Source organism: Hymenobacter glacialis (genome assembly GCF_001816165.1).
GTDB classification, from domain to species: Bacteria; Bacteroidota; Bacteroidia; order Cytophagales; family Hymenobacteraceae; genus Hymenobacter; species Hymenobacter glacialis.
On the sequence record NZ_MDZC01000133.1, the window covers coordinates 26,549 to 40,128 of the forward strand.

12 protein-coding genes are annotated in these 13,580 nt (G+C 60.7%); 11 read left to right on the forward strand and 1 reads right to left on the reverse strand.

The features are described from left to right. Positions 1–136: 136 nt before the first annotated feature. Positions 137–838 carry a ComF family protein gene (locus tag BEN48_RS17320; RefSeq protein ID WP_070736558.1) on the reverse strand — a complete coding sequence of 234 codons (702 nt, stop codon included), beginning with the start codon at positions 836–838 and terminating at the stop codon, positions 137–139. A gap of 181 nt (positions 839–1,019) precedes the next feature. Between BEN48_RS17320 and BEN48_RS17325 the strand changes: the two genes are divergently transcribed. The 11 genes from BEN48_RS17325 (at position 1,020) to BEN48_RS17375 (ending at position 13,218) form a co-directional block, all read left to right on the forward strand. Next, on the forward strand, positions 1,020–1,400 hold the full coding sequence (locus BEN48_RS17325) for a carboxymuconolactone decarboxylase family protein (protein ID WP_070725105.1): 381 nt from the start codon (positions 1,020–1,022) through the stop codon (positions 1,398–1,400). After that, complete coding sequence (locus BEN48_RS17330) at positions 1,397–1,789, forward strand: hypothetical protein (RefSeq protein ID WP_070736462.1); 393 nt, start codon at positions 1,397–1,399, stop codon at positions 1,787–1,789. Before BEN48_RS17325 ends, BEN48_RS17330 begins: the two co-directional genes overlap by 4 nt. A 155-nt stretch (positions 1,790–1,944) precedes the next feature. Continuing rightward, positions 1,945–2,715, forward strand: a complete 771-nt coding sequence (locus BEN48_RS17335; RefSeq protein ID WP_070736463.1) for an exodeoxyribonuclease III — start codon at positions 1,945–1,947, stop codon at positions 2,713–2,715. Positions 2,716–2,876: 161 nt separating this feature from the next. Continuing rightward, positions 2,877–6,383, forward strand: a complete 3,507-nt coding sequence (locus BEN48_RS17340; RefSeq protein WP_241502317.1) for a DUF4175 family protein — start codon at positions 2,877–2,879, stop codon at positions 6,381–6,383. A 166-nt stretch (positions 6,384–6,549) separates the two neighbouring features. Continuing rightward, on the forward strand, positions 6,550–6,996 hold the full coding sequence (locus BEN48_RS17345; RefSeq protein WP_070736465.1) for an ATP-binding protein: 447 nt from the start codon (positions 6,550–6,552) through the stop codon (positions 6,994–6,996). Positions 6,997–7,002: 6 nt separating this feature from the next. After that, a complete protein-coding gene (gene ybeY, locus BEN48_RS17350; protein WP_083321185.1) occupies positions 7,003–7,497 on the forward strand; it encodes an rRNA maturation RNase YbeY in 495 nt (164 codons plus the stop codon). 156 nt (positions 7,498–7,653) lie between these two features. Then, complete coding sequence (locus BEN48_RS17355; RefSeq protein WP_241502318.1) at positions 7,654–8,376, forward strand: GNAT family N-acetyltransferase; 723 nt, start codon at positions 7,654–7,656, stop codon at positions 8,374–8,376. Positions 8,377–8,493: 117 nt separating this feature from the next. Then, positions 8,494–10,362: a tRNA uridine-5-carboxymethylaminomethyl(34) synthesis enzyme MnmG gene (gene mnmG / locus BEN48_RS17360; protein WP_070736466.1), complete on the forward strand. Its 1,869-nt coding sequence runs from the start codon at positions 8,494–8,496 to the stop codon at positions 10,360–10,362. 95 nt (positions 10,363–10,457) lie between these two features. Next, the gene (locus tag BEN48_RS17365) at positions 10,458–11,363 is read left to right on the forward strand and encodes a class I SAM-dependent methyltransferase (protein ID WP_070736467.1); all 906 of its coding nucleotides are present in this window, start codon (positions 10,458–10,460) and stop codon (positions 11,361–11,363) included. 218 nt (positions 11,364–11,581) lie between these two features. Further along, positions 11,582–12,859, forward strand: a complete 1,278-nt coding sequence (locus BEN48_RS17370) for an Ig-like domain-containing domain (protein WP_070736468.1) — start codon at positions 11,582–11,584, stop codon at positions 12,857–12,859. Then, positions 12,802–13,218, forward strand: a complete 417-nt coding sequence (locus BEN48_RS17375; protein ID WP_125932712.1) for a hypothetical protein — start codon at positions 12,802–12,804, stop codon at positions 13,216–13,218. Before BEN48_RS17370 ends, BEN48_RS17375 begins: the two co-directional genes overlap by 58 nt. The last annotated feature ends 362 nt before the right edge of the window (positions 13,219–13,580 follow it).

A 13,580-nucleotide genomic window follows, 5' to 3' on the forward strand; every position in this document is an offset into this window, starting at 1 on the left:
GGATTTTGTGGACGTGAAAACCCGCCGAAAAACAAAAAGGCCACCCAATTGGGTGGCCTTTTTTCTGTATCGAATTCGAAATAGCACCGTCCACAAAATCCGTGAAATCCGCTAAAATCCGAGCTAATCCGTGGTCCTAGCGGTCGGCGCAGGCAATGGTTGCGATGCTGACTTCGGCGGCTCCGGCGGCCAGGAGCGCGGCCCCGCAGGCTTCGAGCGTGGCACCGGTGGTGAGCACGTCGTCAACCACGAGAATGCGGCGGCCAATAACGGCGGCGGGGTTTTCTACTTCGAACACCGTGGCTACGTTTTCCCAGCGTTGGGCGCGGTTCTTTTTGGTTTGAGTTGCGGTGTTGGCATTGCGTCGGAGCGCGGTGGCGCTGGTAGGCACTTTGAGCCCGGTAGCCAGGCCGGTGGCGAAGGCCGCCGCCTGGTTGTAGCCGCGCCGGGCCAGCTTTTTGGGATGCAGCGGCACGGGCACGATGAGGTCGAAGTCGGTGGCAAAGCCGGCGGCGTGCAACTCCGCGCCGTAGAGCTGGCCTAGGGCGGTGCCCACGTCGCGCTGGCCCTGGTACTTGAGCTCGTGCAGCAGGTTTTGCACGCGGCCGTGGCGCACGAAGCGCAGGTAGCTCAGGGCGTGCCGAATGGGCAACTTGCCCCAAAAGCGCCGGCCGATGGGGTTCTGTTCGGGTGGCAGCAGGTGGAAATCGGTGTAGGGCAACTCGGCCCGGCAACCGGTGCAGAGGTGGGTTTCGCCCGTCACCAGAGGTTCGCGGCAGGCCAGGCACAGGCGCGGGAAAATCAGGCCCACAAAATCGGCAGCTAGGGAGCGCAGCACGGCAGAAGGAAAGGGGAGGATTTGGGAAGTAATTTTGGAGGAGCAATGTACGTTGCTCTTCACGTGGCCGTCATGCTGAGCTTGCCGAAGCATCTCTACCGCTTCGCCTGAATTAACATAACGAAGCGGTAGAGATGCTTCGGCAAGCTCAGCATGACGTTCTTTTAAGTTGTTCCAATCAATGTCCCAAGTAACCGAATTCAACGAGTACCGCCAGCGGATGAACGAAACCATCCTGGCGGCTGATAACAAGGTCATCAAACGGTTTTTCAACCTCGACACCAACACGTATGCGGCCGGTGCCATCGACGTAAAAACTAAGGAAATGCTCGGCTTGGCCTGCTCTATGGTGCTGCGCTGCGACGACTGCATTAAGTACCACCTCGGCAAGTGCTTTGAGGTGAAAATCAACGACGAGGAGATTTACGAAGTGTTTGCCATTGCCAACATAATCGGCGGCAGCATTGTGATTCCGCACTTCCGCCGCGCGGTAGAGTACTGGGAGATTCTGAAGACCGAGGCCGTAGCGCCCGCGCCACCCCACGCCGAGCACGCCGCATGAGCGAGGACCTTAACCACACGGCTCCCGCCGAAAACCACGAATCGGAAGCCGACTTTGAGGCCCGTTGGAACGAGCTGATGCAGGAGATGGAGGCCCGCTTCGGCAAGCGGCCCGACTTAAACGCGCTGTTGCTTCTCATCGGCATTCAGGAGCTGAACCAGGGCATCACCACGTTCACCAAAGAGCAGAAGCAGGACCTGATGCACATCGCCACCTGCCGGCTTTTCAGCCTGAGCGGCCACTACGAGCTGGAGCGCGTGGACGAGGACGGCTGGCCGCACTACAAGCTGCTGCGCCCCGTGCCCTTCGCCAACCTCAAGGAGCAGGAACGTATGCTCAAATGGCACGTGCTGGAGTATTTCCTGCTGGACCCAGGCGATGATTTGTGATTCAAACAGAATGCACATAATGTTGATGTAACGTCATGCTGAGCGCAGTCGAAGCATCTCTACCGCAATTGTAAATGAGTCACTTGCGCAGTAGAGATGCTTCGGCTGCGCGGACGCCAGATGAGCATGACGGCCTTTCTTCCTTAAACCCACCCATGAAAATCATTTCCTACAACGTCAACGGCCTGCGTTCGGCCCTGAGCAAGGGCTTGCTGGAATGGGTGGCCGAAGCCGCGCCAGACGTGCTGTGCCTACAGGAAATAAAGGCCGGCCGCGAGGCGATGGACGTTTCGGGCTTTGAAGCCCTGGGGTACCGCGCTTATCTGCATCCGGCCCTAAAGCCGGGCTACAGCGGCGTGGCCACCTTTACGAAGGTGGAGCCCAAGGCCGTGATTCACGGCTGCGGCCAGAGCTGCTACGACGACGAAGGCCGCGTGCTCCGGCTCGATTTCGAGAATGTATCGGTGCTGAACACCTACATGCCCTCGGGCACGAGCGGCCCGGAGCGGCAGGCGTTTAAAGTAGAATGGCTGCACTTTTTCCGCGATTACGTAGCCAAATTGCGGGCCGACGGCAGCGCGCCGCCCTTGCTTATCGGCGGCGATTTCAACTGCTGCCAGACGCCCATCGACCTGCACAACCCCAAGTCCAACCAGAGCAGCCCCGGCTACACGCCGGAAGAACGGCAGTGGTTCCGGGACTTCCTGGCCGATGGATTTGTGGATACCTTCCGGCACCACCACGGCGAGGCGGTGGGGCAGTACTCTTGGTGGAGCTACCGGGCGGGCTCGCGCCAGCGCAACGTGGGCTGGCGCCTCGACCATTGGCTGGCCGACAGTGCCCTGCAACCCCGCCTGGCCGGGGCGGGTCTGTTGCCGGACGTGGTGCACTCGGACCACTGTCCGGCCTGGGTGGAGGTGGAATAGAACCAGCGCCAACTGGTGCCTAGCAGGAAACTACTTGTCCCGCTTCGCCGGTTAGGGTTGTGGTACGGCGTTACGCTTGGGCTTACAATCGTTTGAGTGAGTGGTTCTGCCACAAACCAAAGCGGTGCTACGTTGTATCTTTCCTGACTAAGACCTCACTTATGGAGATGACGATGGAGGGCGGAGCCGCTGGCGGCCAATACCCGGCCCTGGCGCGGGTCCGAACAGAGCTGGAAGCGTTTAAGCGCAAGTTTTACCTCAACCTGCTGGTGCGCGGGCTGCTGGTGGCCGGTGGGTTGCTGCTCACGTTCTTCGTGGTGTTCAACGTGCTTGAGTACTTTCTGTACCTGCCCACAGCGGTGCGGGCGGGGCTGTTGTTTGGGTTTCTGGCGCTGGTGGCCTACAGCTTTGTGCGCTGGATTTGGACGCCCCTGGCGGCCCTCACCAACCTGCGCCGGCTACTGAGCGACGAGCAGGCCGCCCGCAGGGTAGGGGAGCTGTTTCCCGATGTGCAGGACCGCCTGCTGAACGCCTTGCAGCTGCAGGGCCAGGCCCTGCAAAACGAGTTGGTGGCGGCCAGCCTGGAGCAGCGCGCCGCCCAGATGGGCAGCATTTCGTTTGCCCAGGGCATCGACATCAGGCAGCAAAGCCGGCCGCTGTGGAAGTACGCCGCCGTGCCGGTGGTAGTGCTGCTGGCGCTGCTGGCCGTTTATCCCAGCTTTCTGGTGCAGGGCACCGAGCGCATCTGGCACTACAAGCGGGCCTATTCGCCGCCGGCACCGTTTGAATTTGTGATTAAAAATCCGAAGCTGACGGCGTTTCGGGGCGAGAATTTTACGCTGGATGTGGGCGTGGCCGGCGCGGCCCTGCCTGCTGATGTCAGCATTGCCTTCGGCGAGGGCGAGCGGCGGCTGAGCAAAGTGGCCGGCCGGGGCGACCAGTTCCGCTACACCTTCGAGCAGCCGCAGGAGGACGTGACATTTCAGCTGAAGGGCGCCGGATTCAACTCGCCCGAGTACCAGCTCACGGTGCTGGAGCGGCCCAATTTGCGCGACTTCAAGGTCAACATCACCTACCCGGCCTATACCGGCAAGGCCGCCGAAACCATCGAAAACGGCGGTAACCTGACGGTGCCCGAAGGCAGCACGGTGCGCTGGGAATTTGCCACGGCCGCCACCGACGAGTTGGCCCTGGTGTTCCAGAACCCCGATGAGACCCTGACGGCCAGCGGCACGGCCGGCACCTTCGTGGCCTCGCGGCGCATCCTGCGGTCGCAGCCCTACCTGCTGCGCCTGAAAAACCCCGTCAGCCTGAACAAGGACCCCATTTCTTATCAATTGACCGCGGTGCCGGATTTGGTGCCGACCCTCACCCTGGAAGCCTTTCCGGACACCGTTACGCGACGCTACCTGGCGCTGGGCGGCACCGTGCGCGACGACTACGGTCTCACCCGCCTGGAGTTGCACTACCGCCTGCTGCGCGGCGGCAACGCCCGGGCGGCGGGGGCTTATGCCTCGCGCCCGCTGGCCTTGCCCCGCGAAAGCGCCGGCACCTATGCCTACACCTGGAACCTGAACCCGCTGAATATGCAGCCCGGCGACCGCCTCGAATATTACGTGGAGGCGTGGGATAACGACGGCGTGCGCGGCCCCAAGTCGGCCCGGACCCGGCCCGCCGAGTTCCGCCTGCCTGGCAAGCGCGAAATGCGCGCCGAGCTCACCGCCCAGGCACAATCGGTGGCCAGCGAGATGAGCAAGGCCGCCAAACAAAGCGAGAAGCTGGAGCGCGAGCTGGCCAAGGCCCAGGACAAGCTCAAAACAAAGCGCGACCTGAGCTTTCAGGACCGCAAGCAGCTGGAAAACATGCTGGACCAGAAGCAGCAGATGAACGAGCAGGTAGAGCAGTTGCAGAAAATGTTTGACCAGTTACAGCAGAAGCAGGACCAACTCAATCCTAAAAGCGAGGAGCTGGCTAAAAAAGCCGAGGAGCTTAAAAAGCTCATGAACGACCTGCTCGACCCCGAGACGAAGAAGCTTTACGAGAAGCTGAGAAAGCTGCTGGAAGAACAGAAACAGCCCGATGCAGAGATGCAAAAACTGCTGCAGCAGCTCGAAAACAAGGAAGACACCCTGCAGAAGGAGCTGGACCGCGCGCTCGAAATGTTCAAGCAAATGCAGCTGGAGCAGAAGGTGGAAGAAACGGCCAACAAGCTGGACGAACTAGCCAAGGACGAAGAAAAACTGGCTGAAAAAACCGCGCAGAACGACAAGGAAAACCCCGACAACAAGCTCTCGAACCAGGAGCAGAAAGCCCGGCAGGAGCAGCTGAAGCAGGAGCAGGCTGAGAACCAAAAGGAGTTTGAGGACCTGAAAAAGGAGCTGCAGGAGCTGAAGCAGATGGACAAGGAGCTGGGCGACCAGAACGGCATGGACGAGCAGAAACCCGACCAGGAACAGACCGACCAGGACATGGAAGAGAGCCAGCAGGAGCTCAGCAAAAACAAGAACTCCAAGGCTGCCGCCAAGCAAAAAAGCGCCGCCGACCGCATGAAAAAGATGGCGCAGAAGATGCGCGACCAGATGAGCGAGGAGGAAAGCGACCAGGCCCAGCAGAACATCGACGACCTGCGCGACATCCTCGAAAACCTACTCACGCTCAGCTTCGACCAGGAAAACCTGATGAAGGATTTCCGCAAGGTGAACCAGAGCGACCCGCGCTTCGTGCAGCTGGGCCAGACCCAGCGCAAGCTGCGCGACGACGCCAAGATTATCCAGGATTCGCTGTACGCCCTGGCCAAGAAGGAGCCTAAAATACAAAGCTTTGTGACCCGCGAAGTGGGCGAGATGAACGGCCGCATGGACGAGTCGCTCACCCACATCCAGCAGCGCGACCCCAGCCGGGCCACCGCCACCCAGCAGCAGGCCATGACCAGCATGAACAACCTGGCCCTGATGCTGCAAGGCTCCCTCGACCAGATGCAGCAGGAGGCCCAGGCCGGCAAAGGCCAGCCCCAGGACGGCAAGGGCAAGCCCGGCAAGAAAAAGGGCAAGGGCAAAGGGCAGGGCCAGGGCAGCAAGCCCGGCCCCGGCGATATGGGCAAGATGCAGCAGCAGCTCAACGAGCAGATTCAGAAGCTCTCGCAGAGCGGGAAGTCAGGCCGGGAGATGTCGCAGGAGTTGGCCAAGCTGGCCGGCCAGCAGCAGATGCTGCGCCAGGCCATGCAGCAGCTCGACAAAATGCAGCAGGGCGGCAAGCCCGGCGGCGCCCAGGCCGGCGAGGGCAAGGATGGTAAGGAGGGCGGCAAGGAAGGCCAGAACGGCAAAGACGGCAAGGGCGAACAGGGCGGCGGTGGCACCGGCGACATCAAAAAAATGATGGAACAGACCGAGACCGACCTCGTAAATAAGCGCCTGAGCGAAGAAACCATCATGCGCCAGCAGCAAATCCTCACCCGCCTGCTCGAAGTAGAGAAGTCGGCCCGCGAACGCGACCAAGACACGAAGCGCGAAGCACAATCGGCTCAGTATAAACCACCGGTGTTTCCGCCAGCTTTTGATAAATACCGCCTTAGCAAGGAACGCCAGGCCGAATTACTACGTAGTAGTCCTCCCAACCTCACCCCTTACTACCAACGGGAAGTGGGGGAATATTTTCAAAAAATCAAGTAGCAGCGCGTTGTAGTTCATCCAAAACTGTTCATTTTTCGTTAGCGCCTTTTGTGTTCTAACGAAACCAGGCATCTGGGAGCAACATAAATTATTGTGGCGCTTTGCCATTTAAAAGACTATTTTTGCCGCCCCGAACTCGCCGCCGTTCTTCCTATCAAACCGCACTATGAAGCAGGTAAAAATTCAGATTCCGTCGCTCGTTGAAAACATCCGCGTGGTGGAGAGTTTTATCGATAACTCCAAGGATACCTTTCAGATTGAGGACGATATCTACGGCAACATCATGGTGGCCGTGACCGAGGCGGTGAACAACGCCATTCGCCACGGCAATAAGTTCGACAAAGACAAGAACGTCTACCTGTCGCTCTTCGTGGAAGCGCAGCAGCTCAAATTTGAAATCGAAGACGAGGGCGCGGGCTTTAATTTCGACGACCTGGACGACCCTACGGCACCCGAAAACCTGGAAAACCCCGGTGGCCGCGGCATTTTCCTCATTCGCCACCTGGCCGATGAGGTAGAGTTCAGCAAAGACGGGCGCTGCGTGCACCTCACCTTCCAGCTTGCCCCGGCCCCGGCCGACGAGACCTCGACTGCCGAACAAATCGCCGCCTAAATCCGCATGAACAGCCACCCGCCGGTGGGGCCTCCCCACCACGAAACCCCGCCCGGCGACCTGCACCACGAGGCCCCCGGCATCGAGTTCATGGTGGAAGACGTGCCCGAGTTTGAGCTCTCCGACGCCGAGGACCTCATTGGCTGGATTGAGCGCGTGGCGGCGGTGCACGAGCACCGCATTGTGCAGCTCACCTACATTTTTTGCTCCGACGATTACCTGCACCGGCTCAACGTGGAGTACCTCGACCACGACACGCTGACGGACGTCATCACCTTCGATAATTCGGACGATGCCGACATGTTGGAAGGCGACATTTTCATCAGCGTGGAGCGTGTGCGCGACAATGCCCAGGACCTGGGCGTGAGCTTCCGCGACGAGCTGCACCGCGTCATGATTCACGGCGTGCTGCACCTGCTGGGCTACCACGACAAGGACTTGCTGAGCCAGACGGCCATGCGCGCCAAAGAAGACCACTGCCTGTCGCTGCGCACGTTTTAGGAGTGAGCCCGAGCTATTTGCTCAAAATAAAAGAACGTCATGCTGAGCTTGCCGAAGCATCTCTACCGCGCAACTAATCTGATTTAGTATTGCGGTAGAGATGCTTCGGCAAGCTCAGCATGACGTTTTATCGTCTGCTGTTGCCAGTCTAGCTTTATGTCTGCCTCCTCATCTGCGCAACCCATTATTCGGGGCGACGCCCTGGATTTTTACCTGGCTCAGGGCTACTACCGCATGCAGCAGGAGCTGTTCACCTGCCACTTTGTGCCCTTTGACGGCCGCCTCTTTAGCGCCCACTGGCTGCGCCTGGCCATGCCCCGCATTGTGTGGGGGCCGGAGCAGCGCCGGCTGCTGCGCCGCAATGCCCGGTTTGGCGCCGCGGTGCGTCCCTTCCGCCTCACCGAGGAGTACGAAGAGCTGTATGCCCGCTACCGGGCGGCCATCACCTTTGATGCCGCGCCTACCATTGAGGCCGTGCTGCTGGGTGGCGAGGCCCACAACGTGTTCAACACGTACACCATTGAGCTGCGCGACGGTGACCGATTGATAGCCGCCGGCATCTTCGACCACGGTGAGCGCACCCTGGCGGGCATCCTCAATTTTTACGACCCTGCTTGCCGCCAATTCAGCCTGGGCAAGTACCTGCTGCTGCTGAAAACCGACCATGCCCGCCGCCTAGGGCTCGACTATTATTACCCCGGCTACGTCGTGCACAATTACCCAAAATTCGACTACAAGCTCTTTGCCTGCCCCGCCGCTACCGAAGTGTACGACAGCGTCAATGGCCTGTGGGTGCCTTTCTCGCGGGAAATAGTGGCCGCACAATCGGCTGAGTTGCTGGCCGACTGGCTGCCGGAAGACTTGCGGGGAATGGCGTAATTTTGCGCAGCGTTTCGCTAAGATGAAATCAAGTTTCGCTAAGTGTGGTTCAACCCTAGCTCCGCATGTCGCTTTTGCGGAACTTGATTTTTAAAAATTAGCGAAACCTCGCGCTCTATGTTTCAGCAAGAAGAATACGACGTTATTGTAGTGGGCGCGGGCCATGCCGGCTGCGAGGCTGCGGCCGCCGCGGCCAACCTGGGCTCGAAGGTGCTGCTGGTGACGATGAACATGAACACCATCGCGCAGATGTCGTGCAATCCCGCCATGGGCGGCGTGGCCAAGGGCCAGATTGTGCGCGAAATCGACGCGCTGGGCGGCCAGTCGGGCATCATCACCGACCAGACCATGATTCAATTCCGGATGCTGAACCGCTCGAAAGGCCCCGCCATGTGGAGCCCCCGCGCCCAGAGCGACCGGATGCGCTTTGCCGAAGCCTGGCGCCTGACCCTGGAAGGCATCGCCAACGTGGATTTCTGGCAGGAAGCCGTGACCGGCATCGTGGTGGAAAACGGCACCTGCGTGGGCGTGAAAACCCAGCTCGGCATTGAGTTCCGGGGCAAGTCGGTGGTGCTCACGAATGGCACCTTCCTCAACGGCCTCATCCACATTGGCGAAAAGAATTTTGGCGGTGGCCGGGCCGCCGAGAAGGGCAGCCGCGGTATTACGGAGCAGCTGCTGGAGCTGGGCTTTGAAGCCGGCCGCATGAAAACCGGCACCCCGCCCCGCGTGGACGGCCGCAGCCTGGACTATTCTAAAATGGAAATGCAGGGCGGTGACGAAGTGCCCACCAAATTCTCGTACCTCGACACGCCGCGCCTCACCAAGCAGCGCCCCTGCTACATTACCTACACCAACGAGCGGGTGCACGACATCCTGCGCGAGGGCTTCGAGAAGTCGCCCATGTTCCAGGGCCGCATCAAGGGCCTGGGGCCGCGCTACTGCCCCAGCGTGGAGGACAAAATCAACCGCTTCGCCGACAAGGACCGCCACCAGATTTTCGTAGAGCCCGAAGGTTGGAGCACGGTGGAATGCTACATCAACGGCTTCAGCAGCTCGCTGCCCGAGGACGTGCAGTACCGTGCCCTGCGCGAAATAGCGGGCTTTGAGCGGGCCAAGATGTTCCGCCCCGGCTACGCCATTGAGTACGACTTTTTCCCGCCTACCCAGCTCAGCCTCACGCTGGAAACCAAGCTGATTGCGGGGCTGTACTTCGCGGGCCAGATAAACGGCACCACGGGCTACGAGGAGGCCGCCTGCCAGGGCCTGATGGCCGGTATCAACGCCCACAACAAAGTCAACGGCAAGGCGCCCTTCGTCCTGAAAAGGAGCGAGGCCTACATCGGCGTGCTCATCGACGACCTGGTGAACAAGGGCACCGACGAGCCCTACCGCATGTTCACGAGCCGGGCCGAGCACCGCATCCTGCTGCGCCAGGACAACGCCGACCTGCGCCTCACGCCGCTGGGCCACGAACTGGGCTTGGCCTCGGATGAGCGGCTGGAGCGCGTGCGGATGAAAGAAGCGCAGGCCGCCGAGCTGGCCGAGCTGTTCCAAAAATTCGCTATCGAAATTACTGAAATCAATCCGCTGCTGGTGGAGCTTGGCTCGGCTGAAATTCACGAGAAAACCCGCGCCGTGAACCTGCTGCGCCGGCCCAACGTGGAACTGGCCGACCTGCGCCGGGCCCTGCCCACCCTGGACGAGGCCCTGGCAGCTTTTGATGCCGAGGCGCTGGAACAGGCCATCATCAACATCAAATACGAAACCTACCTGCAGAAGGAGCACCAGCAGGCCGCCCGCCAGCAGGAGCTGGAAAACTTCGTGATTCAGGGCCGGCTCGACTACCGGGCCATGCCCGCGCTCAGCCACGAAGCCCGCGAAAAGCTGCTCAAGATTCAGCCCGAAACCATTGGGCAGGCCTCGCGCATCAGCGGCATTTCCCCAGCCGATGTGTCGGTGCTGATGGTGTACCTTGGCAGGTGAGTTATGAATTATGAGTTATAAATTATGAGTTGGCCTATCTGCCGCTCGTAGCCAATTACTCATAACTTATAACTCATAATTTATAATTAGAATTTGTGTCCTACGAACGAATTGATAATTGCCCGGTTTGCGGCAAAACCGATTTCAAGAATAAGCTGGTAGTGGAAGACCGCACGGTGAGCCACGAAAGCTTCGCCATTGTGCAGTGCGCGGCGTGCAGCTTCCAGTTCACCAACCCGCGGCCGAGCGAGGCGGAAATTGGCAAGTATTACGAGTCGGATGCTTACGTGTCGCACAACAGTGCGGCGGCGGGCCTCATCAACCAGGCCTACAAAGTGGCGCGGTTTTTCACCATGCGCCGCAAGGTGGGCCTGCTCAATAAGCTGGCGCCCCGGCGCGGCAAGCTGTTGGATTACGGCTGTGGTACGGGCCACTTTCTAGCGGCGGCCAAGTCGGCGGGCTGGCAGGTGGCGGGGCTGGAGCCCAATGCCCGTGCCCGCGAAGAGTCCAGCCAGCGCCTGGGCCAGCCCATTGGGCAGGGCAGCCTTACTTCGTTTCAGCCCGGTACGTTTGATGCCATCACGCTCTGGCACGTGCTCGAACACGTGCATACACTCAACGAAACGCTGACCCAACTACTGGCGCTGCTCAAGCCTGATGGGGTGCTGCTCATTGCCGTGCCCAACGTGGAAAGCCTGGATGCCCAGCACTACCGCGAGCTGTGGGCGGCATACGATGTACCCCGGCACCTCTACCATTTCGCGCCCAAAACCATGGCCCAGCTGCTCAAAAAGCACAAGCTGGTGGTTCGCCAAACCCTGCCCATGCCCCTGGATGCCTATTACGTGAGCATGCTCAGCGAAAAGCACAAGGCGGAGCGGGCCGGTGGCCTGCTCACAGTGCTCAAAGCTGGCTACAAATCCAACCAATACGCGCAGCAGCACGCCGGCCAGTATTCGAGCCTGCTGTACGTGGTCGGGCGCCGCACCCCGGCGGCCTGATGCGGCGCGGGCTGCCTGTACCGGGCGGCCAGTTGCGCTGGTTCGAGTGGGCGGGTTGCCGGCACTTGTAGCTTAGCCCCGAACGCGGCGGCTGGTACTATAACCTATGCCGCCCACCTTTGTGGCCGATACTGCCCGGGCGGGTCCCGTCGTTGGGTGTTGCGCATCGGCGCGGCTGTCGTTTGTTGTTCTATTCACCACGCTGTTGTTGTTGTATAATGTCCGTTCGCGCTGAACTGCTGGCTTTGCTGGCGCTGGTTGCCTTGCTGGAAAGCTGCGCCGCCGTGGCCCCGCCCCTGGGGGGGCCACGCGACCGCACGCCCCCGCGCCTCATTGCGAGCTCGCCCGATAGCGCGGCCCGCAACGTGAAGCAGAAGTTTGTGCGGCTGGAGTTTTCGGAGGCAGTTATTACCAAAGAGCTGAGCAAAAACCTGCTCATTACGCCCCAGCTCCCGCCCGACAACCCCTACAAGCTCCGCGAAGACCGCAACACCATCACGCTGCTTTTTGAGAAGCCGCTGGACGAAAACACCACCTACAGCTTCAATTTTCGCGACGCGGTGGTGGACATCACCGAAAGCCTGCCTGCCAAGAATGCGTACCTCAACTTCAGCACCGGCGCCGTGCTGGACTCAGGCAAGGTGAACGGCGTGGTGACTGATTTGCTCACGGCTACCCCCGTGGCCGGAGCCAGCGTGGGGCTGTACCGCGCGGCCGATACTGCCGGGGTGAAGCGTGGCCGGCCCTACTACAGCGTGCTCACCGACAAGGAGGGCAAGTTTGAATTGAGCTTCCTGAAGTCCGGGCCCTACAAAATTTACGCCCTGGCCGACAAGAACAACAACGGCCGCTACGACGAAGGCGAGAAAATTGCCTACCTGCCCGAGCCCATCACCATTGCGGGCAGCCCCGCCGGCCCGCCCGTGGCGCTGCTGCTCACCCAACCCGACCAGCGCGCCCCCTTGGCCACCTCCCGGCAGGCCAGTCCCACGCAGCTTCGCCTGAGTTTCAACGAAGGCCTGCGCGACGCCAGACTCTCGCCGCTGGGCACCAGCCAGGCCGCAGGTGCCGTATCCGAAGCCCTGCAACTCACCGACCGCGGCCGGACGGTGGTGCTTTTCAAAACCCCGGACGTGGGCGATGGCCGCTACCTGCTCACCGCCACCGACAGCACCGGCAACGTGGGCCGCGACACGCTGCAGGTGAAATTCTCGGCCCCGCCGGCCACGGCCAAGAAGTCTGCCGCCCCGCCACTGTACACGGTTGAGGGCGGGCCACGTTCGGTGTTTCCCAAGGGCCAGGTGGTGTTTCAGTTCGCGGTGCCGGTGCGGCTGGCAGCTGGCAAGCCGTTCGGTACGCTCGTGGAAGACTCCATCCGGCGTCGCCCCCTGCGCTTGCCCGCCGACGCACCCTCAGCCCCGACCGCACGCAGCTCACTGTGCGCTTCAATGCCCGGGCCAAAAACCGGCTGGATGTGGTGCTCGACAGCACCGTAATCAGCGCTGTTACGGGCCAGCCCCTGCGCCTGCAGCCCCTGCGCCTGGGCATCAGCGAGCAGGATGTGTCCAATAGTTTGTCGGGCACCATCGCTACTACTGCCAAAAGTTTTGATTTGCAGCTACTTGATGACAAGCTGCAGGTGGTAGCTACGCTGGCCAGCCCCAAGGGCACGTATTCCTTTGCCAACATCCCGCCCGGTACCTACCGCCTCCGCGTGCTGATAGATAGCAACGGCGACGGCCGCTGGCGCGGCGGCGACCCCAACCTGCTGGTGCTCCCCGAGCCCGTGTACCTGCACCCCCGCCCCCAGCAGGTGCGGGCCGGCTTCGACATTGTGGAAGCCATTCAGTTTTAACGGCAGTACGCGGCAGTAGTAGCAGCAGTAGGCTGGCGCGCGTCTGCGACGCGCTGCCGACTGGTATCGAGCCTGTGGCTCGCTGATGAACTACGCGCGTTCGGGCCATTAAAAACTGCCTTCCCGAGCCACAGGCTCGAAGCCAGCCTCCTCTACTCACGGCTACTCTTTAACCCTACTGGCCACTCAAAAACCACCGTTTTACCCTCAGTTACCCCCAATCGTGGATAACTAATCATTGAATCCAGTTACTGACGGCCTTTTACAGGGGTAATCCACTAGTTTTCCACTGGTTTTCCACATCCATTTTGCGCTGTGGCTAATTTCGGGGATAACCCGGGGGAAACACGGCAGCCACACGG

Bases quoted from the DNA above. Each gene is read 5' to 3' on its own strand.
- BEN48_RS17325 (WP_070725105.1), top strand. From the start codon at position 1,020: ATGTCCCAAGTAACCGAATTCAACGAGTACCGCCAGCGGATGAACGAA.
- BEN48_RS17330 (WP_070736462.1), top strand. From the start codon at position 1,397: ATGAGCGAGGACCTTAACCACACGGCTCCCGCCGAAAACCACGAATCG.
- BEN48_RS17335 (WP_070736463.1), top strand. From the start codon at position 1,945: ATGAAAATCATTTCCTACAACGTCAACGGCCTGCGTTCGGCCCTGAGC.
- BEN48_RS17340 (WP_241502317.1), top strand. From the start codon at position 2,877: ATGGAGATGACGATGGAGGGCGGAGCCGCTGGCGGCCAATACCCGGCC.
- BEN48_RS17345 (WP_070736465.1), top strand. From the start codon at position 6,550: ATGAAGCAGGTAAAAATTCAGATTCCGTCGCTCGTTGAAAACATCCGC.
- ybeY (WP_083321185.1), top strand. From the start codon at position 7,003: ATGAACAGCCACCCGCCGGTGGGGCCTCCCCACCACGAAACCCCGCCC.
- BEN48_RS17355 (WP_241502318.1), top strand. From the start codon at position 7,654: ATGTCTGCCTCCTCATCTGCGCAACCCATTATTCGGGGCGACGCCCTG.
- mnmG (WP_070736466.1), top strand. From the start codon at position 8,494: ATGTTTCAGCAAGAAGAATACGACGTTATTGTAGTGGGCGCGGGCCAT.
- BEN48_RS17370 (WP_070736468.1), top strand. From the start codon at position 11,582: ATGTCCGTTCGCGCTGAACTGCTGGCTTTGCTGGCGCTGGTTGCCTTG.